The sequence below is a fragment of the Flavobacterium tiangeerense genome (genome assembly GCF_007830355.1).
Taxonomy (GTDB): domain Bacteria; phylum Bacteroidota; class Bacteroidia; order Flavobacteriales; family Flavobacteriaceae; genus Flavobacterium; species Flavobacterium tiangeerense.
The window spans coordinates 246,637-265,254 of sequence record NZ_VLKO01000004.1 but is presented as its reverse complement, the minus strand read 5'-3'; the positions used below and the strand labels follow the sequence as shown (position 1 = coordinate 265,254).

Genomic DNA, 18,618 nt, shown 5'->3' with positions numbered 1-18,618 from the left:
AAAGTATGTTAATATTGAGGATTTTAGTTTAATATCTAGGTTTAAAGTTTCAAATTCCGCAATCGCAATGCATTTCCTATTACTGAAACTGAACTAAAGCTCATTGCTAGCGCAGCTATCATTGGCGAAAGCAAAATTCCAAAAAATGGATATAAAACTCCTGCTGCGATTGGTACACCTAGCACGTTATAGAAAAAGGCAAAAAATAGGTTTTGCTTACTATTTCTCATAACGGCATGGCTTAAATTTTTGGCTTTTACGATGCCTTGTAAATCGCCTTTTACTAAAGTTATCTTGGCACTTTCTATGGCTGCATCGGTTCCTGTCCCCATTGCAATTCCAATGTCAGCTTGCGCTAATGCAGGTGCATCATTGATACCATCTCCTGCCATAGCTACAATATTGCCTTCTGCTTGTAATCGTTTTATTTCTTTGAGTTTATCTTCGGGTAAACAACCTGCTTTGTAAGAAGTTAAATTTAGGTCATCCGCAACAGCTTTGGCAGTATTCACATTGTCGCCAGTTAACATAATTACTTCTATACCTTGACGCATTAATTCTTTTATGGCTGCTGCGCTAGATGTTTTTATAGCATCGGTAATGGATACAAAACCAACAGCAACGCCATCTACAGCAATATAAGAAACGGTTTTTCCAAGTTTTTGTTCGGTGCTAATTTTGTTTTCTAAATCATCTGAAACTGCAGCTTTTACTTGTTCCATTAGTTTTTTATTGCCTAATGCGATCTTTTTATTGGTTACTGTTCCTATAACTCCTTTTCCTGCAATGGCTTCAAAATCTTTAACTTCAATTAAAGAAATAGATTTTGTTTTAGCATAATTTACAACGGCTTGCGCCAAAGGATGTTCACTGTATTGATTTAATGAAGCGATGTTTTGTAAAAGATCATTTTCGTCATTATTTGACGAATAAACCTTTTCTACCGATGGTTTTCCTTCCGTTATTGTTCCAGTTTTATCGGTTATTAGCACATTAACCTTATTCATATTCTCTAAGGCCTCAGCATTCTTTATTAAAACTCCTGATTGTGCCCCTTTCCCCACGCCAACCATAATTGACATGGGTGTTGCCAAGCCTAAAGCGCAAGGACAAGCAATAATTAATACCGCTATGGCATTTATAAATCCATATACTAATGATGGTTCAGGACCAAATTTTGCCCAAATGAAAAAGGTTATAGCAGAAATAATAACTACAGTGGGTACGAAATATTTAGCAATCTTATCGGCTAATTTTTGAATAGGCGCTCTTGATCGAGAAGCATCATTTACCATTTGAACGATTTGTGAAAGCAAGGTTTCTGAACCTACTTTTTCAGCCATCATGACAAAGGATTTATTACCGTTTATTGTTCCTGCAATTACATTATCGTCTTTCTTTTTGTCTATAGGAATGGGTTCGCCCGTAATCATGGCTTCATCAATGCTGCTTTCGCCATCGGTTATTTTTCCATCCACAGGAATTTTTTCTCCAGGTTTTACCCGCAATAAGTCGCCTTTTTTGATATCGTGAATTGAGATTACTTTATCGTTTCCATCGATTACCAAAGTAGCTTCGGTTGGCGAGAGCTTTAATAATTCTTTGATAGCTCCGCTTGTTTGACTGTGCGCTCTGGCTTCGAGTAATTGCCCTAATAAAACCAACGTTAATATGACCGTTGTCGCTTCAAAATAAAGTGAAACGGATCCGTTGTGTGTTTTGAATTCAGCTGGAAAAATATTTGGAAAAAACAATCCAACCAAACTAAACAGAAAAGCAACACCAGACCCAATTCCGACTAAGGTGAACATATTCAAGTTCCAAGTAATTATAGATTTCCAGGCACGCTCAAAAAACATCCAACAGGCGTAAAAAACAACAGGAAGAGATAAAAGTAGTTGTATCCAATTCCATTTTGAGGTCTCCATTAATTTTAATAATGGATTGTTGTGTACCATTTCTAACATTGAAATCACGAAAATAGGAACAGTAAATACAACCGCTATTTTCATTTTTTTGACCAAATCTTTATAGGTCTTTTGGTCTTCGGTATCACTTGGATTCATTGGTACTAAATCCATTCCGCAAATAGGGCAAGCGCCTGGCGTTTCGCTAATAACTTCGGGATGCATTGGACAAGTATATGAGGCTTTACTAACAGTCAAGTCTGGTCCTTTGACTAAATCCATTCCACATACAGGACAATCGCCTGCTTTATCATATACTTTTTCGCCCTCACAATGCATCGGACAATAATATTTGCCATTAGTAGTAACTGGCACTTTAATTTCTTTTTTATCGCTATGGGTATGAGTAGAGCAACAAGATTTTGAAGTAGTTTCATTGGTTATTACCAGTTGAGGTATTTCACCGTTAATCATTTCTATATTATATTTTCCATCAGCAGCTAAAGCTTCTTGAAACTGTGTTGTAGGAATGTGCTTTACCATAGTAATAGTAGCTATTGGTGGATGTAATGAAACTTTTGCTTCAACGCCATCCATAGCATTCAATATTTTTTCGACTTTGGTGCGACAACCATCACAAGTCATTCCGGTAATGTTGTAAGTGTGTATCATTTTTTATTTCAATAAATACGATAAATTAAACTTGTAATAACTTACTAAGTTCAATTCAGTTTTGTAATGTTGAATTATTTACTTTCCTCTGTTTTTTCAGGAACAGGCTCTGTTAATTTCATACCACATTTTGAGCATTTGTCATTCATTTTTCCTTGTACTTCGGGATGCATTGTGCAGGCATACCTATTTTCTTGATTCCCCATCATTTTAGTTTTATTGTTCATTATTGTACTGTCATTGTCCATCATGGTACTATCATTGTTCATCATGAGGGAATGATCTGTTCTAGTTTCAGTATTTTTTTTATTACAAGATACCAATACGGTTGCCATTACTATGGCTGAAAAGAGTATTTTTTTCATTTTTTTTTAGATTTTAATTCATAAATAGTTAGACCATGTTAAGCGATACAATTACCTTTTGTTTAGAATTTAATGAAGGTCGTGCATAATTAATTTATTTTATTGCAATAAATAATACTAATTTACTGATTTTGGGATTGATAAACTAGTATTTATAGTTGTAGCATATTTTATATTTTAAGTAGGAAGGAATAACTGTTTAAACTAGCTGTACATCTTGGTGAGTTTTCAATATAGTTTTTTTAAATCGGCTTCGGTGGTTTTCGGAAGTTAAAGAATTTTTAGATTAAACAAACATTCTATTTTAGTTTTTGTAAAACTATTGTGTGTTTGACATTCTTTCAGTTATTCTTGATTTTTAACGTTGAGCATAAAGTTGGCAGTTTCTGTTGTTGTATCAAACCCATCAACCAAAGTGCCTTTCTCCCCATTATCGCATTCAATAATGTAAATGATAGAAGTGTACTCAAGATTTGATGCACCTTCAAAACGATAGAAATGAACTATTCTAACTTCATTACTGTGGAATCGAATATCCGTTTTTAATGAAATCATATTTTTTCCATTTACTTTAAATTGGGAATGAAATCCGAGTTTTTCAGCAGCAGTTATTACCATAACCAGACTATCCTTTTTTACTTTGTCCATTTTTTGATACTATTTACTTTATATGTTTTACAACTCTGTCAATCAATGTGTCAATTTCATAAAACTTTGCCTCAAAAAATTTTTGCTTGGCATTTAAATCAAGTTCTTCAGTAAACCTGCGTACCTTTTTAGTTTTGGTATCTATAACAGGATTATCCACTAAGATTTTTGACAATTTATCAGTTATTCTTGCAAGATTTAATTCAATAATTCCAATAGTTGTTTGCATTTTTAAAGATTTATGAGAAGGGATTTTTAGTCATCAAATTCAATATATAAATCATTTTGTACTTGCGTAACACCTGGAGCATTCCACGCAATTCTGCTAGCCTCATTTTTTTGATAGCAAGAATCTACGTGTCCAATTAAAGTGACCACATTATCAACTACATAAACACGGATGTCTTTGTTCTTAATGGCACCATTGCGCTCTATGGCAGTTTGAATATCTTTTTTTTTGATAGTGTCTTTGGATGTTGATATTATCTTGATATTATTTGTTATTCCTGTAATTCCGATGAGGTTATTAAGTGCATTTTTAGTTGCTTCTTTTTGATAGTTCCATTCCAGTTGGCCACTTAAAAATACCCATCCATTTTCAACAAGGACTTTAATTTTTTCGGTTGGAATATCCCAATGCCACATAAAAATATTCTCAATTACATTCTTAATTTCAGTATCGGGTCTACTTTCATCAGTACCACAAACAACTTTGATATCTTCGATTACATTAGCTACTCCTGCTACGTTTTTAGCAGCTTGTTCGGCTTCGTTTTTTTTGGCATAAGTATTTACTGATCCGGTTAGAGTAACTACGCCTCTATTAGTCATAACCCCAATTTCTGCGGCTTGCAGTAGGGGTTCCCAATTGATGGCGTCCACAACATTTTTTTGCAGTTCTTCGTTGCTTTTCATTTTGAAATTATTTAGTTTTTGTTTGAATACAAAGCTGTGGTTTCATTTGAAATCGTCTTATGAACTAGAGTATTTAAAATGATTTTTAATTTATAAGCTCCAAATTTCTATTTTCAATAAAAACTGTTTTGGCCTTATGGTATTCTATTTCCTCTCTGCATTTTTGGATTGTTAGTCGTGCCATAAGATAACTCACAGTTGACTCAGCTCCCTGATTAAGATTGATGTAATCTTCTTCTAGTCCATCATAACAACCACCCGTACAAGGGTTGTAAATAATTTTTTGGAGATGGTTGTTACCAAGAAACCAACTAAAAGCTGTTTCCATTTTATGTAGATAGGCAGTGATTTTAAAAGTATTGTAAAATTTGGCTAAAGCCAAGATGGTGTAAGCAACATCAATAGGTTGTTCTCCGCCAATTACTTCTTTTGTAACGGCCTTGTTATAGTGTAACCATCCTTTATTCGAAATGACTTTGATACTATTTTCCGTTATTGTTTTTGATAATAAAAAATCAAAAGAAGTCTTGGCTATTTCTTTGTAAATCATGTCGCCGGTAGCAAGGTAAGCACAAAGTATGGCTTCGGGAAGAATGCTGTTTCCATAGGTCATATAGCTCTCAAACCAATGCCAATTTGCTTTAGATTCGTGTCTGTACATCTGAACTAATCGGTTTGCTAATAGTTTTATGAGCGCCTTATTTTCAAAATTCATTTCTTTTTTATTACTGTAATAAATCCCTTTTATAGTAAAAGCCATCGCCCTTGTTGAATGCATGCTGGTAGCTGATACCAAGGCAGCTTGCATTGTTTTTTTGGCTTTGGTGATTAATGATTCTGGTAATAAATCATGCATAGAAACTAGAAATCCTAATGCCCATATTGCTCTTCCGTTAGAATCTTCTAGATTTTCACTATTTTGATCTGTAAACTTTTTATTTTCGTTTACATAATTCAAAAAGGAGCCATCTTTTTGTTGACAAAACTGAATAAACTGATAATATTGAATGATATAGGCCAAATCTTTATCATCATTTGTCAATTCAAAATGCTGACACATGGCTACTAATGCTCTTGCATTATCATCTAGAGTGTAGCCGCTATTTAAATCAGGCTTATTGATAATGGAGAATTGTATCATTGCAAAAGGTGTAGTCAAACTTTTAAAGTGTTCTAAATTGATTGCGGGGGTTTTGTACTTTAATTTAGATTTTCGATCCATTACACTATTTAACAACAACGCATGTGCAATTGCAGCGTTTTCCCAAGCTGTTGGTGCCATTTTATGAATGCCTTTATTGGAGATTTCTTTACACAACTGTGGATTGTTTAATAAATTTAAAACTTGTTTTTGCAATTGCTCTGAATTTTCGAAGTCAATAATTATTCCACCTCCATTTTTTAATAATTCAGAAGCATGGGGAATAGGGGTAGATATTACAGGGCAACCACAACTTATAGCATAAGAAAATGTACCGCTCACCGCTTGATTTGGGTCTTTGGAGGTAAAAAGATAAATATCTGTGAGTTGTAAATAATCCAGTAATTGCTCAAGTGGTAAATAAGAATTGATGAATTTTACATGTTCTTTTAGTCCTAATATTTTGATTTTTTGTTCCAAACTGTCGCGGTATATTTCACCTTCTTCCTTAACAACCGAAGGATGCGTTTTCCCAATTATAAGAAAAAGAATATCTGGATTTTCAACAACAATTAAGGGCATGGCATCCAATGTAGTTTCTATTGATTTTCCAGAACTCAATAAACCAAAAGTTGAAATCACTCTTCTTTTTGATAAGTTGTATTTTTCTTTTAAAGCTTCCTTATCCGTATGTTTTACTAAATGAGTTCCGTGTGGAATAACGGTAATCTTATTTTTTAAAATACCGTAATCGTTTTCCAATAATTTTGCCGAAGCATTTGTCATAACTATAAATGAATCTACAAGCGTATTCATTTCGGCTATGTTTTCTTTTAGTATCGCATTCGGATTGGGTAGCACAGTATGAAAAACAATAATTATGGGTTTATTTATCGCTTTTAAGCAAAGGATAAAGTCAGCTTCATTCGTTTTGAATAAACCAAACTCATGTTGGATTAATGCAAGAGCTATCTCCTTATTGCTATTGATATTTTGTGCAAGAGCATGATAAGAATATGTATTGTCTGTTTCTAAAACATAAGTGACCTCATCATTATAAGAATACCTATTATTTTGTAATTCCAATGCTGCAATTTTAATGTTGAAGGTATTTTGGAATTTGTTGTTTAATGCTAAAATTAAATCCTGCGAATACGTAGCTATACCACATTCACGCGGCGGATAAGTAGTAATAAATAAGATTTCGGGCAGGCTTTCTTTTTCTTTGATTTGAGTTTTATTCAAATTATAAGATGTACCATTTTGAGCTGGAAATGTTTTGTTTCGATTTGATCTTAGTTTATTTATCATCTTGTTTATTGTAAAGTAATAATTCTTTGATTAATGCCGAAACGGAAACAGAAGCAGTAGCAATTCTCTCGTCTGCAGCACCATAATAAATGTATAAAGTGTCATCGAATACTACAGCTCCCGTTGGGAAACAAACGTTATTTACTTCGCCTTTTAGTTCCCAATCTAATTCGGGTTTAAATAGGGGATAAGGTAAGCGAGCGATTTCTTTTCTTGGTTCCTCCAAATCTAGTAAAGCGGCACATGCCGAATATATATATCCGTAAAGACCATCTTTGACACCGTGGTAAATGATTAGCCATCCTTGATCTGTTTCTATGGGAGGACAGCCACCACCTACATAACTAATTTCATGATCATGTTTTGAACTAAGCAGCACATGATCATTAAAATTACTTAGATAATCTTGATAGAAGGCTTCGGTCAAATCTTTTAAATTTTCAACGCCTACAACTATTTGAATATCAGGTTTTATTCGATGCATGAAGTGAAATTTCCCTTTAATTTTCCTTGGAAAAAAAATAACATTTTTATCCCAAATCAGTGATTTTTCCAAATCAGATTCTAAAACACCAATGTGTTCGTTGTAACGAAAATATTTTTTATTAATAGGACTACTTTGCTCTGCCAGTTGATCAAATGCAGCATAGCTAATTTGTGGAACTATAATTCCTTTTTTTTCAAAATGAATTAAATCTATAGAAATAGCAAGACATCCTAACGCGTTTATACCATCATAGGCAGTATAAGTTAAGTAGTATGTGTCTTCTATTTTTACAATCCTAGGATCTTCCATGCCTTGACATTCGTAGTCAAATTCAGGTGCTAGCAATGATTTCTTGTGCCTATCAAATACTGATAATGGCCCATTGAGTTTACAATACCCAATACTAGAATGATTGCCTTGGCTTACGGCACGATAAAACATATGTACAAAATGGCCTTCTCTTATGGCAGCTGGATTTAGTACACCCTCATCTTCAAATGGAATTAACGTTTTGGCTAATAATACCCCTTCTTTTTTGACTTGTATCATTTGTTTTATAATTGAAGTGAAGATTGACTGTTGTCAATCTTCACTAAATTAATTTAATAGTTTGTTTTCAATTCAACCCTACGATTCTTAGCACGTCCCAGAGCTGTAGTATTGGTTGCTATAGGATTACTTTCGCCTTTTCCTATTCCTGTTATTCTGGCCGAAGCAATTCCTTTCCCAATCAAATAATTCCGAACAGACTCGGTTCGTTTTTGTGATAATTCAATATTAAATTGATCTGATCCGTTACTATCTGTATAACCTTCAATGACTAAACTAGCAGCATCGTATTTGAATAGTATTTTTGTAAGTTCATCCAGTTGCGATAAGGAGGCTACTTTTAGTTTATCGCTATTGTTTTCAAAGAATATTTTGCTTCCTAAATAAGTAATACGCACTGCATCTTGTTTTGTAATTTCGGGGCATCCTTTGTTTGCCATCGTACCTTTAACTTCGGGACATCTGTCGTCTAAATTAGCAATTCCGTCTCCATCGCTATCTGGGCATCCTTTTAAAGCTAGTAATCCTGCAACATCAGGACAACGATCCATATCGTCCATGACACCATCGTTATCGCTATCCATGATACAACCCACTTTATCTACACGACTTCCTGCTTTTGTATTGGGGCATTTATCATCTAAATCAGGCACACCATCGTTATCACTATCTGGACAGCCTTTTAAAGCCTTAGGACCCGCTAGTTCTGGACATCGATCCTCTGAATCAGCAACACCATCGTTATCCTTGTCTGGACAACCATTCAATGAAGCAGTTCCTGAAACGTCGGGACAACTGTCTAAATAATCAGCAATACCATCTTTATCCCGATCTAAAGGACAGCCTTTTTTATCCACACTAATTCCTGTTGGAGTATCAGAACAGTTGTCATTTTTGTCTGAAACTCCATCCTGATCGGCATCTTTTACACTTCCAAGATTAAAGGTTAGCCCAATCATGTGCGAGAGGTAGCTGTCTTTTTCGCCTGCGGTCACTCCATCTCTTCGGTCTTTATTAGAGAAAGAAAAAGTTTCTTGAAGATTCAGCATAATTTCTGGAGATAATCTAAAATTGATACCCGCTCCAGCAGTAGGCAAGGCATAGTCAATTCTATCTTGATCAAAATTAACCTGATTGTCAAAAAGGATAATACCGACACCAGCTAACACGTAAGGTCTAATAACATATTCTGGAGCGGTCAGGTTGAAACGCAGGTTGAATGAAGTTGCATTAAAATCGCTTTTAAAACTCCCCGTGTCACCATTGTATCCAATAGTACCTTTGGTTAATAACAAATTGGCATCAAAAAGTTTTCCTAAATATCTAGAAACAGATACTCCTCCAAAGCCATACATAGCTTTATCTGTTTTGTAAAAACTGCGTCCAAGATCTCCATGATATTGTGTTGCACCTCCATGAATACCAATGTTCCATTTTTTGTCGGCAGTTTGTGCATTTAAGGCTGCTGCATACGCTAAGCATATACATACTAGTTGTATTTTTTTCATTTTAATTGTCATTTAGATTAGTAATTTTTTCGCCTTCAAGTGTTTCTAGCAGTAATTTTGCCACTGCTACTGATGAGGCTGCATTTTGTCCTGTGACCAGCAAACCATCTTGCTTTACATAAGATTCAGAATCTTTTCCCTTACTATAAAGTCCACCTAATTTAGTAAGTTCATCTTCCAGTAAAAAAGGTACTATTTTGCTTAGCTGGACTGCTTCTTCTTCGGTATTAGAAAATCCTGTTAGTTGTTTTCCCTTTACTAAATAATCACCATTTTGAATTTTAACATGTACTAAAGCAGCTGGTGCATGACATACAAAGGCAATTGGTTTTTTGTTATTGTAAAAGTCTTCAATGAGATGTATAGAATCTGGATCATTTGCCAAATCCCATAACGGACCATGGCCACCAGGATAAAATACAGCATCATAATCCGCTTGGTTTATTTCGCTTAATTTTATAGAATGCGCTACTAAGTCAATAGCAGTATTGTCTTTGTAAAATCTTTGAGTATATTGGGTTTGTGCTTCTTTGTCTTCACTCTTCGGGTCAACTGGAGGCTGATCACCCTTTGGAGAAGCAATTGTGATTATAGCACCTGCATCTTTAAAAATAAAATAAGGAGCTGCGAATTCCTCTATCCAAAACCCCGTTTTTAGGCCACTGGTTCCTAAAACATCATGTGATGTAAGTACAATAAGTATTTTCATGTCGCTACTATTTATTTAAAACATTATTCTTTTTTAGAATTCTACTTGAGATTATCTATTTACAGTATTTTACCCGTATCGTAATTCAAGAAACTTTTAAATTCAAATTTGAGTCTATTTGGTTGAATTGGAAATGACCATACGCACATCAAAAAGTGATGCCAAGCACTTTTAAACTTTAATTTTGAAAAGAACTTAGGACTTTTTTTAAAGTTTTGATATTCGTTTTTTTTTAATATTCCTTACTAATTAAAATTGGTGATGTTTATTTTTTTAGTTAGATTTTAAATGATTTAATCTATTCATCTTCAATCAGTAATTCATTTTCAACACTTACAACACCTCTTGTTTTCCAAGCAATAAATCCTGCAATTTCTTTTTGATACCATGATTCCACAGAACCTTTTAAAATTATCTTTGAATCTGATACCTCAATTTCAATATCTTTTGAATCCAATGCAAGATGGTTTTCTAGTGCAAGTCTAAGAGTCGTTTTGTCTATTTTAGTATCCAATTGAGATTTTATATTAATTTTATTACTAACTCCTTTTACACCAATTAGACTTGTAATAGCTTCTTTAGCAGCTTCTTTTTGATAGTTCCATTCTAATTCTCCAGATAGCGTTACCCATCCTTCAAGTACCTTAACTTTAATGGTATCATTTAGTGTATTCCAGTTCCATCTGAAAATAGTAAGAATTTCATTTGTGATTGCTATATCTTTTTTCTGTTCCAAGCGATTTATTGTTACATCAATTTTATTGATTACTGATTGTACTCCGGATATTGCACTTGATATTCTTTCGGCTTGCGTTTTCTTTTTATAGGTATCTACATTACCTTTTAGAGTAATTACTCTATTATTTGAAATGACTATTATAGTGCAATCAACACTAAAAAGTTCCCATTTTAATGCTTGAATTACATTTTGCCGTAAAATATCATCTGTTATCATTTTCCGTTTTTAATATCAATACTATATTGTTTTAAAGAACTTTACAAAGTTGGTTTATATAGTATTGTATTGAAATGAGCATCGGCTGAACTATATGTGATTTACGTCACTTATGATTCTTTAAAGCTTAAAAGAGTAAATTTCAAAAGATATAGATATAATAATATAAGGAGATAACTACTCAGGTGGCCTTATCTTTACATAAGTCAATACACTTTGACAAAATAAGTTATGGAGAAATCTGCTTTACTAGATGCCCTTGTGCATAACGCTATTGACGGTATCATAACTATTGATGAATTGGGCATTGTTGAAAGCATAAATCCATCTGCATGTAAACTTTTTGATTATGCTGAACCAGAAGTATTAGGTGAAAATATTTCAATGCTAATGCCTTTTGACGATAAAGTGGCTCATGATTCCTATTTAAAATACTACAAAATGTCTGGTCAATCGCATATTATGGGAATAGGAAGAGAGCTCATTGGTAAAACTAAGAATGGTAATCAATTTACATTTAAAATAGGTGTAAGTGAAGTGAAACATGCAGGAAGAAAAATTTACGCCGGATTTATTCATGATCTTACCCAGCAAAAAAAGGATGAGGAGCGCCTTAAAAATTATGCTTCCCATCTAGAAGAACTTGTAGAAGAGCGAACAAAAACCTTAAACGATACGATTAAAGCACTTGAAAAAGCAAAAGCAAAAGTAAGTGCCAGTTTAGAGAAGGAAAAACTAATCAGTAAATTAAAAAATAGGTTTTTATCTATGGCTTCGCATGAATTTCGAACTCCATTGAGTACGGCACATTTATCAGCTTCTCTCATCGAAAAATATGCTGAGCCGTTAAATAATGCTAATATCATTAAACATGCGGGTAAAATAATTAATGCTGTAACAAATTTAACTACTGTATTGAATGATTTTTTATACATAGAACAATTAGAAGTAGGCAATGTAAAAGCTAAACCAACATGTTTTGATCTGGTACAATTAGCGGAAGAAATTACAGAAGAGATGCAATTACTAGCCAAAGAAAAACAGCAAATACATTTTTCCCATAATGGATGTCAGAAACTCATAACCCTAGACCAAAATTTAATTAAAAATAGTATTATCAATCTAATTACCAATGCTATAAAATATTCAGAGGATGGTTGTACTATTGAATTTACAACAGAAATTAATGACAGCCATTGTATCATTTGCGTGAAGGATGAAGGAATTGGAATTCCTGAAGAAGATCAATTGCATTTATTCGAACCTTTTTTCAGAGCACATAATACTGGTAATATCCCAGGAACTGGACTTGGTTTAAATATTGTGGCGCGTTATATCGCCTTAATGAATGGTTCTATATCCTATGTAAGTACTATAAATGAAGGAACATCATTCACACTAACATTTTCATCGATATGAGCAAAGTATTAGTAATTGAAGACAATAATGAAATAAGAGAAAATATAGTAGAAATTCTTGAATTGGCAGACTATGAAGTTTTTGTTGCTAAAAATGGCAAGGAAGGAGTTGATAAAGCTTTACTCTATTTACCTGATGTAATTTTGTGTGATATCATGATGCCTGTGCTAGATGGTTATGATGTACTGTATCTTTTAAATAAAAATCTAGAAACCACCGCTATCCCCTTTATTTTTATTACTTCAAAATCCGAGCGACTTGATTTGCGTAAGGGAATGGAAATGGGTGCCGATGATTATCTTACAAAGCCATTTGGGAGATTAGAACTTTTAAATGCTATTGAAAGCAGATTAAAAAAAAAAGAAAGCCAGCACCATTTTTATAGTAAATCATTAGAAAATTTAGATAAGCTGGTTTCTGAAAACAGTGGATTAAAAAAATTAAAAAAAATTATAGACGAACGAAAAACTAGATTTTTTAAAAAGAATCAGGTAATACATTATGAGGGCGATAATGCAACAGGAATTTACCTTGTAGTCTCGGGGAAAATTAAGACTATTAAAATGACCGAAGATGGACATGAACTCATGACAGGAATATACCAAGAGGAGGATTTTTTAGGGATAAATATCATTCTTTGCAATAAACCGTATGATGATACGGCAACTGCCATGGAAGATAGTTATTTGTGTTTTTTTCCTAAAATACAATTTGATAAAATGTTGCAGCATTACCCTGATATTGCTGGAAAATTTCTTGAAATATTATCCAATGAAATTCGAAATAAAGACGCGAGTCTCCTGCAGCTGGCATACCAATCAGTACGAAAACGAATTGCGGAAGCACTTTTGCAGTTGTTTAAGCATGATACTACTATTAGAATTAGTAGAGATGAACTTGCAGCACTTACGGGAACTGCCTCTGAAACCGTTAGCCGTACCTTAACCGAATTTAAAAATGAAGGACTGATTGAAAGAAAAGGAAGTACAGTAACAATTCTTGATTATGATAAAATCAGTAAAATGAAGAACTAGTTTCTTATTAAAAGATGTAGATTTTAATTAATAAATTGAAATTGAAATTTGTTTGTTTTCAATATTCAAAAGATGAGGTTTGAAGTTCATTAAAAGTGCCGTAAATACTGTTGCCGATTATCAAAAAGTAGTAGATAATATTAATGCAAATGCTACTGATGATGATATCGTAAAAATAGATTTTCCAGTAACTATGGTGTACTATAATTACTTCGAAAAACTGATTCTAGATGAAGCTGATTTTAAATCTTTAATCGATTATTGGAATCTATATCCTGATCTTTTGAGTAAGATTAATGGTTTAAATATCAATTACCCTATTACAGTAAATAGCTATAACATTTCTAATCAGTTCGCTAGTTCCATATCAATCATTAGCGATCAAGCCTTTTTTTATTTTATAAAAAAATTTGACTCCTAGTCAGTATATTTCCTTACAATATCCTATTTCAATATTGGATCACAATAATCAACCAAGGACAATTTCAAATGTCTTGTCCTGAAATAGCGATACACAAAAACTAATAATCAAACTCAGCATACTAGTTTTGGTTAACATTCCATACAAACATTATAATTCAATTAACACCTCAAAATATAGCCTCATCATCTTAATGCCTAATTTTGTACTACAAATAAATTTTTATGAAAAACGCTATTGCTATATCTTTATTAGAATTGGCTTTAATTACTGAAAACAGCAATGCCAGTGATACCATGCAAAAAACCAAAGAGTTGGCGCAACTGGCAGATCATTTGGGATACAATCGGTTTTGGTTGGCAGAGCATCATAATATGGCTCACGTGGCCAGTACTGCAACGGTGGTTTTGATTGGTTATATTGCCAGTCAAACTCAAAATATTCGGGTAGGATCAGGTGGGATCATGTTGCCCAATCATTCACCATTAATCATTACGGAACAGTTTGGCACCTTGGCTACTTTGTATCCGAACCGAATTGATTTAGGTCTTGGAAGAGCTCCAGGAACTGATGCGTTAACTGCACAAGCTATTCGAAAAGATTTTTTTGAAGAAGCCCAACAATTTCCCAAGAATGTATCCAAATTGCAAAGATATTTCTCTGAAGCCAATGCTACAGAAAAAGTGAGGGCTTTTCCGGCCGAAGGGTTGAATGTGCCCATTTGGATTTTAGGTTCGAGTATGGATAGTGCAAAATTGGCAGCTGAATATAGCTTGCCGTATGCTTTTGCAGGACATTTTGCACCTAGACAAATGCTACAGGCATTTGAATTTTACAGAGAAAATTTTCAACCTTCAACCTTTTTGAACGAACCCAAAACAATGGCTTGCGTGAATATCATAGCAGCCGACTCTGATGAAGAAGCACAGTTTTTATCGACTAGTTTGTATCAAATGTTTTTGAATTTAATTCGCAACGATAGAAAAGGTTTGCAGCCTCCCGTAGCCTCTCTTGATGGCATTATGAATGAGGAAGAACGCTTTCATGTGAATCAAATGACTGCTCTTACCTTTACAGGAAGCAAAGAAAAACTGACTAAAGATTTAAAAGAATTTATTCAATATACTCGCATAAATGAATTGATGATTACCAGCCCCATTTTTGACCATCAAGATAAATTAAAGAGTTTACAGATTTCTAAAGCGGTCATGGATGCGATTAATGAATAATGGATAGGATCGTTAGCAATAAAAAAACGCTGTAAAATTTTACTTTTACAGCGTTTCGCTTTTAATTCCGCGGAGAAAGAGGGATTCGAACCCCCGGACCTGTTACAGTCAACAGTTTTCAAGACTGCCGCATTCGACCGCTCTGCCATTTCTCCAGTATGTTGCTATCATTTTTTGATTGCGAGTGCAAATATAATAAGTTTTTTCGAATCTGCAACATTCTATTATGATTTTACTAAAAAAAGAATGTTAAAAAATAAGTATGGTATACGGATCAATTTTTTAAAACAAAATAATACCACAAATTTTTCATCTTTATATTTTTGCTAAGAAAATTGGATTACTAATGAGGTCCTAGAAGGGGAGTCCTGCAATGAAATCGAAAACATTTATAAAAGAAAATTTTTAAGGCTTTTATGAAATAAAAAAAGCCTAAAACTTGCGTTTCGGGCTTTCCTTGCGGAGAAAGAGGGATTCTCTATTGTTATTTTTTTAAAATGTAAACGATTGATTTTAATTAGCTTACAAACATTTTAAAAATTTGTTTATTGAGTTATTGTTCACTATTTGTTCACCAAAGTTAAAAAAATTAAATTGTTTATTTTTCATTTCTTAACCAAATATAAAATAGCGAGCTTTGACGAAGATTTTACGCTTGCTTTGTAGAAGCAATATAACGGGACTACTATAGGACCCAATTGATCAATAATGATATCAGATATGTTGGAGCACCAATTGCGCTGTGATCAGACAGGTGAATGTAAACAATATCAAGCTTATTGATCTCGGTAGACAAGTAATCGTATGTTGCCTCAATTTCAGGATAGTTTGGTGTATCGCCAGCTACCCCATAAGGCGTCAAACGAAAACCGGTTTTATCTTTACCACTTGCTTTTGCAACCTCAGCTACTGTTTCCAGAACAAATTTGCACCGATTCTCTATGCTACCTCCAAATTCGTCTGTGCGTATATTACAAATAGGTGATAGAAACTTTTCTAACAAATTACCGTTGGCAGCATGTAATTCTTCATCATTAAAACAGGTAATACGGAATCTTCTACTGCGGCTACAAATTCTGTTTTTGCATGAATGATATTTTGCAGGGTCATTTTATTTTAAACTACGTAGTCTTTCAGACTATGTTATTATGTACACAGTTATTCAGCTATTTTCACTTTCGATGGGGCTAGAATTTGAGCATTAGCATCCATATTCAAATGGTGACTAATTATCCCGGAACGCATCAACTACACGAGTATTTTTCCATCATATTGATGTATTTTGTAGGTTGTTTTTTTATCCTTTTACGTGATGGGTATTAAATAGTCTAAGAATTCTAGAATAACCCAATCCATTTGGAGAAGGTGACGTATCCTCTGTCATAATAAGTAGCCATGGTTTCATTCGGAATGTTTCCTTTTGGTCTAAAGCCCGTCATTGTTGCCATAATAATACTTTTTTGACAGCTATAAAGCCTATTTTTTTTGGAGAAAATAATTGATATGTTTTCATTTTGTGTTTTTAAGTAAAAGAATATCGAGAGAAATAGCACCTTAAAAAATCAATATTGTATTAAATGACTTGTAGTTTATTTATAAAAAAATGAAGCTAGATAACAGTCTTGTTGCAATCTAATTAACGGGTATCAAGCTCGTGTACCTATTCGTTGGTCATAGGCGGAAGATTGGAAAACCCCTATGTTCTTGATGCCGTTGCGCCAATCTGGCAAACTAGAAAAGAAGTTATCTAACTACATTTAATATTTACAATCTCTAAAAAGGATCTGAAATTGAACTGATTCGGATTAGTTTTTTGTTCACAAATTCATGAATACCAAACTCTGATAATTCTCTTCCATAACCGGAATTTTTGGTACCACCAAATGGCAAATCAGCTTGAGTCCAAGTTGGGTGATTGATAAAAACCATTCCTGCATCAATTTGATCAGCAATATGTTCGGCGCGTACTATATCTTTGGTAAAAATGGAGCAACCCAAACCATAATGAGAGTCATTTGCTAATGCAATTGCTTCGTCTTCATTTTTTACTCTAAAAAAGGAAGCAACAGGGCCAAATATTTCCTCATAATAAGCTGGTATTTCCGGTGTTAAATCCGTTAAAATGGTAGGTGCTACAAAAGCTCCTGGTCTATCAGCTCGTGTTCCTCCTAAAAGGATTGTGGCACCAGCATCTACTGATCTTCTAATTTGGTCAATAATATGAACAGCAGCTTCTTCGCTACTCATAGGACCTAGTTGAGTGGCTGGATCCATTGGATCTCCAATAATTAATTGTTCAAGTTTTTCTTTGAACTTTTCAATAAATGTATCAGCGATTTCTTCTACTGCAATAAAACGTTTTGAAGCCACACAACATTGACCATTATTGTTTATTCTACCCACCATTGCCCATGCTACGGTTTCATCAATATCAGCATCTTCAAGAATAATAAAGGCATCATTTCCCCCTAATTCTAATACTGATTTTTTTAAATATTTTCCAGCTTGAGCTGCTATATGGGAGCCAGCAGCTTCACTTCCCGTCAATGCTACACCTTTAATTCTTGTGTCAGCTACGAGTAGTGAGGTACGTTCTCCAGAAATGTATAAGGTTGTATACAATCCCGCTGGAGCGCCAGCTTCATTAAACAAATCTTCGATAGCTACTGCACATTGCGGAACCATTGATGCATGCTTCACAAGGACTGTATTGCCTACCATAATATTAGGAGCAGCAAATCTTGCCACTTGATAAAACGGAAAGTTCCATGGTTCAACTCCAAGAATTGTTCCTATGGGACTTGAGCGAACGTATGCTGATCCTAAAGTAGGTTGTAACGGTTTGTCAGCTAAAAATGTAGCAGCATGTGTTGCATAATAATCAAATATATCAGCACTCAATGCTATTTCTCCCTCGGCTTCAGCGATTAGTTTACCCATTTCTAAGGTAATAATTTTGGCTAAATAGTCTTTTTTTTCACGCATCAACGAAGCAACTCTTCGCAATATCACGGCGCGTTGTTCGTAGTTTGTTTTTTTCCAATCGTGGAATGTTTTTGTTGCTTGTTCAATTAACATGTCTACAGTTGTATCTGTCATTTCATCAAAGGTTCGTACTACTTGATTGTTGAACGGGTTCACGGTTTGAATTGCCATTTTATAATGTATTTAAAAATTGTTTATTTTGTTTTCCTTTTTTTTTGAAAAGAGTATGATTTGTAGCCTTAATGTTCTGCTAGAGATAAACTCTTATGGAAGTTTTTACAATTCAGCGTCAAAGAGATTTGTAAGCTGTAATAGAATACTGTAAAGTTGCGCTCTTTTAGCGATTAAAGTATTACACAATAA

The 18,618-nt window shown here is 33.9% G+C and carries 16 protein-coding genes and 1 tRNA gene; 4 read left to right on the top strand and 13 right to left on the bottom strand.

Annotation, left to right across the window (positions count from 1 at the left end; all coding sequences use genetic code 11):
• Positions 1-41 precede the first annotated feature (41 nt).
• The 10 genes from IQ05_RS05980 to IQ05_RS05935 form a co-directional block, all read right to left on the bottom strand.
• Positions 42-2,579, bottom strand: coding sequence for a heavy metal translocating P-type ATPase (locus IQ05_RS05980; protein ID WP_144891006.1), 2,538 nt, complete (start codon positions 2,577-2,579; stop codon positions 42-44).
• Between the two features lie 74 nt (positions 2,580-2,653).
• A complete protein-coding gene (locus tag IQ05_RS15445) occupies positions 2,654-2,944 on the bottom strand; it encodes a heavy metal-binding domain-containing protein (RefSeq protein WP_208653352.1) in 291 nt (96 codons plus the stop codon).
• 345 nt (positions 2,945-3,289) lie between these two features.
• Positions 3,290-3,592, bottom strand: a complete 303-nt coding sequence (locus IQ05_RS05970; protein ID WP_144891004.1) for a hypothetical protein — start codon at positions 3,590-3,592, stop codon at positions 3,290-3,292.
• Between the two features lie 13 nt (positions 3,593-3,605).
• Positions 3,606-3,821: a hypothetical protein gene (locus tag IQ05_RS05965; RefSeq protein WP_144891002.1), complete on the bottom strand. Its 216-nt coding sequence runs from the start codon at positions 3,819-3,821 to the stop codon at positions 3,606-3,608.
• Between the two features lie 26 nt (positions 3,822-3,847).
• On the bottom strand, positions 3,848-4,507 hold the full coding sequence (locus tag IQ05_RS05960; protein WP_144891000.1) for a BON domain-containing protein: 660 nt from the start codon (positions 4,505-4,507) through the stop codon (positions 3,848-3,850).
• Positions 4,508-4,592: 85 nt separating this feature from the next.
• Complete coding sequence (locus IQ05_RS05955) at positions 4,593-6,959, bottom strand: glycosyltransferase (protein ID WP_144890998.1); 2,367 nt, start codon at positions 6,957-6,959, stop codon at positions 4,593-4,595.
• Positions 6,949-7,995, bottom strand: a complete 1,047-nt coding sequence (locus IQ05_RS05950) for a glycoside hydrolase family 130 protein (protein WP_144890996.1) — start codon at positions 7,993-7,995, stop codon at positions 6,949-6,951. The genes IQ05_RS05955 and IQ05_RS05950 overlap by 11 nt, the downstream gene beginning before the upstream one ends.
• Positions 7,996-8,048: 53 nt before the next feature.
• Positions 8,049-9,503, bottom strand: a complete 1,455-nt coding sequence (locus tag IQ05_RS05945; protein ID WP_158634577.1) for an OmpA family protein — start codon at positions 9,501-9,503, stop codon at positions 8,049-8,051.
• 1 nt (position 9,504) lies between these two features.
• Complete coding sequence (locus IQ05_RS05940) at positions 9,505-10,212, bottom strand: type 1 glutamine amidotransferase domain-containing protein (protein WP_144890992.1); 708 nt, start codon at positions 10,210-10,212, stop codon at positions 9,505-9,507.
• A gap of 298 nt (positions 10,213-10,510) precedes the next feature.
• Complete coding sequence (locus tag IQ05_RS05935) at positions 10,511-11,167, bottom strand: BON domain-containing protein (protein ID WP_144890990.1); 657 nt, start codon at positions 11,165-11,167, stop codon at positions 10,511-10,513.
• Between the two features lie 231 nt (positions 11,168-11,398).
• Here IQ05_RS05935 and IQ05_RS05930 point away from each other — a divergent pair, with 231 nt between their 5' ends.
• From IQ05_RS05930 to IQ05_RS05915, 4 genes are all read left to right on the top strand, one after another.
• Positions 11,399-12,586 carry a PAS domain-containing sensor histidine kinase gene (locus IQ05_RS05930; RefSeq protein ID WP_144890988.1) on the top strand — a complete coding sequence of 396 codons (1,188 nt, stop codon included), beginning with the start codon at positions 11,399-11,401 and terminating at the stop codon, positions 12,584-12,586.
• On the top strand, positions 12,583-13,620 hold the full coding sequence (locus IQ05_RS05925) for a response regulator (protein WP_244289531.1): 1,038 nt from the start codon (positions 12,583-12,585) through the stop codon (positions 13,618-13,620). The genes IQ05_RS05930 and IQ05_RS05925 overlap by 4 nt, the downstream gene beginning before the upstream one ends.
• A 79-nt stretch (positions 13,621-13,699) precedes the next feature.
• Positions 13,700-14,041, top strand: a complete 342-nt coding sequence (locus IQ05_RS05920; protein WP_244289530.1) for a hypothetical protein — start codon at positions 13,700-13,702, stop codon at positions 14,039-14,041.
• A 224-nt stretch (positions 14,042-14,265) separates the two neighbouring features.
• Positions 14,266-15,270 (top strand): LLM class flavin-dependent oxidoreductase, encoded by a 1,005-nt coding sequence (locus IQ05_RS05915; RefSeq protein WP_144890984.1) that lies wholly within the window; start codon positions 14,266-14,268, stop codon positions 15,268-15,270.
• 70 nt (positions 15,271-15,340) lie between these two features.
• On the opposite strand, the gene IQ05_RS05910 is transcribed toward IQ05_RS05915, so the two are convergent.
• From IQ05_RS05910 to IQ05_RS05900, 3 genes are all read right to left on the bottom strand, one after another.
• Positions 15,341-15,425, bottom strand: a tRNA-Ser gene (locus IQ05_RS05910).
• A gap of 530 nt (positions 15,426-15,955) precedes the next feature.
• Entirely contained in the window at positions 15,956-16,273 is a 318-nt protein-coding gene (locus tag IQ05_RS15595; RefSeq protein ID WP_158634576.1) for an oxidoreductase, read from the bottom strand.
• Positions 16,274-17,043: 770 nt separating this feature from the next.
• The gene (locus IQ05_RS05900; protein ID WP_144890982.1) at positions 17,044-18,426 is read right to left on the bottom strand and encodes an NAD-dependent succinate-semialdehyde dehydrogenase; all 1,383 of its coding nucleotides are present in this window, start codon (positions 18,424-18,426) and stop codon (positions 17,044-17,046) included.
• Between the last annotated feature and the right edge of the window lie 192 nt (positions 18,427-18,618).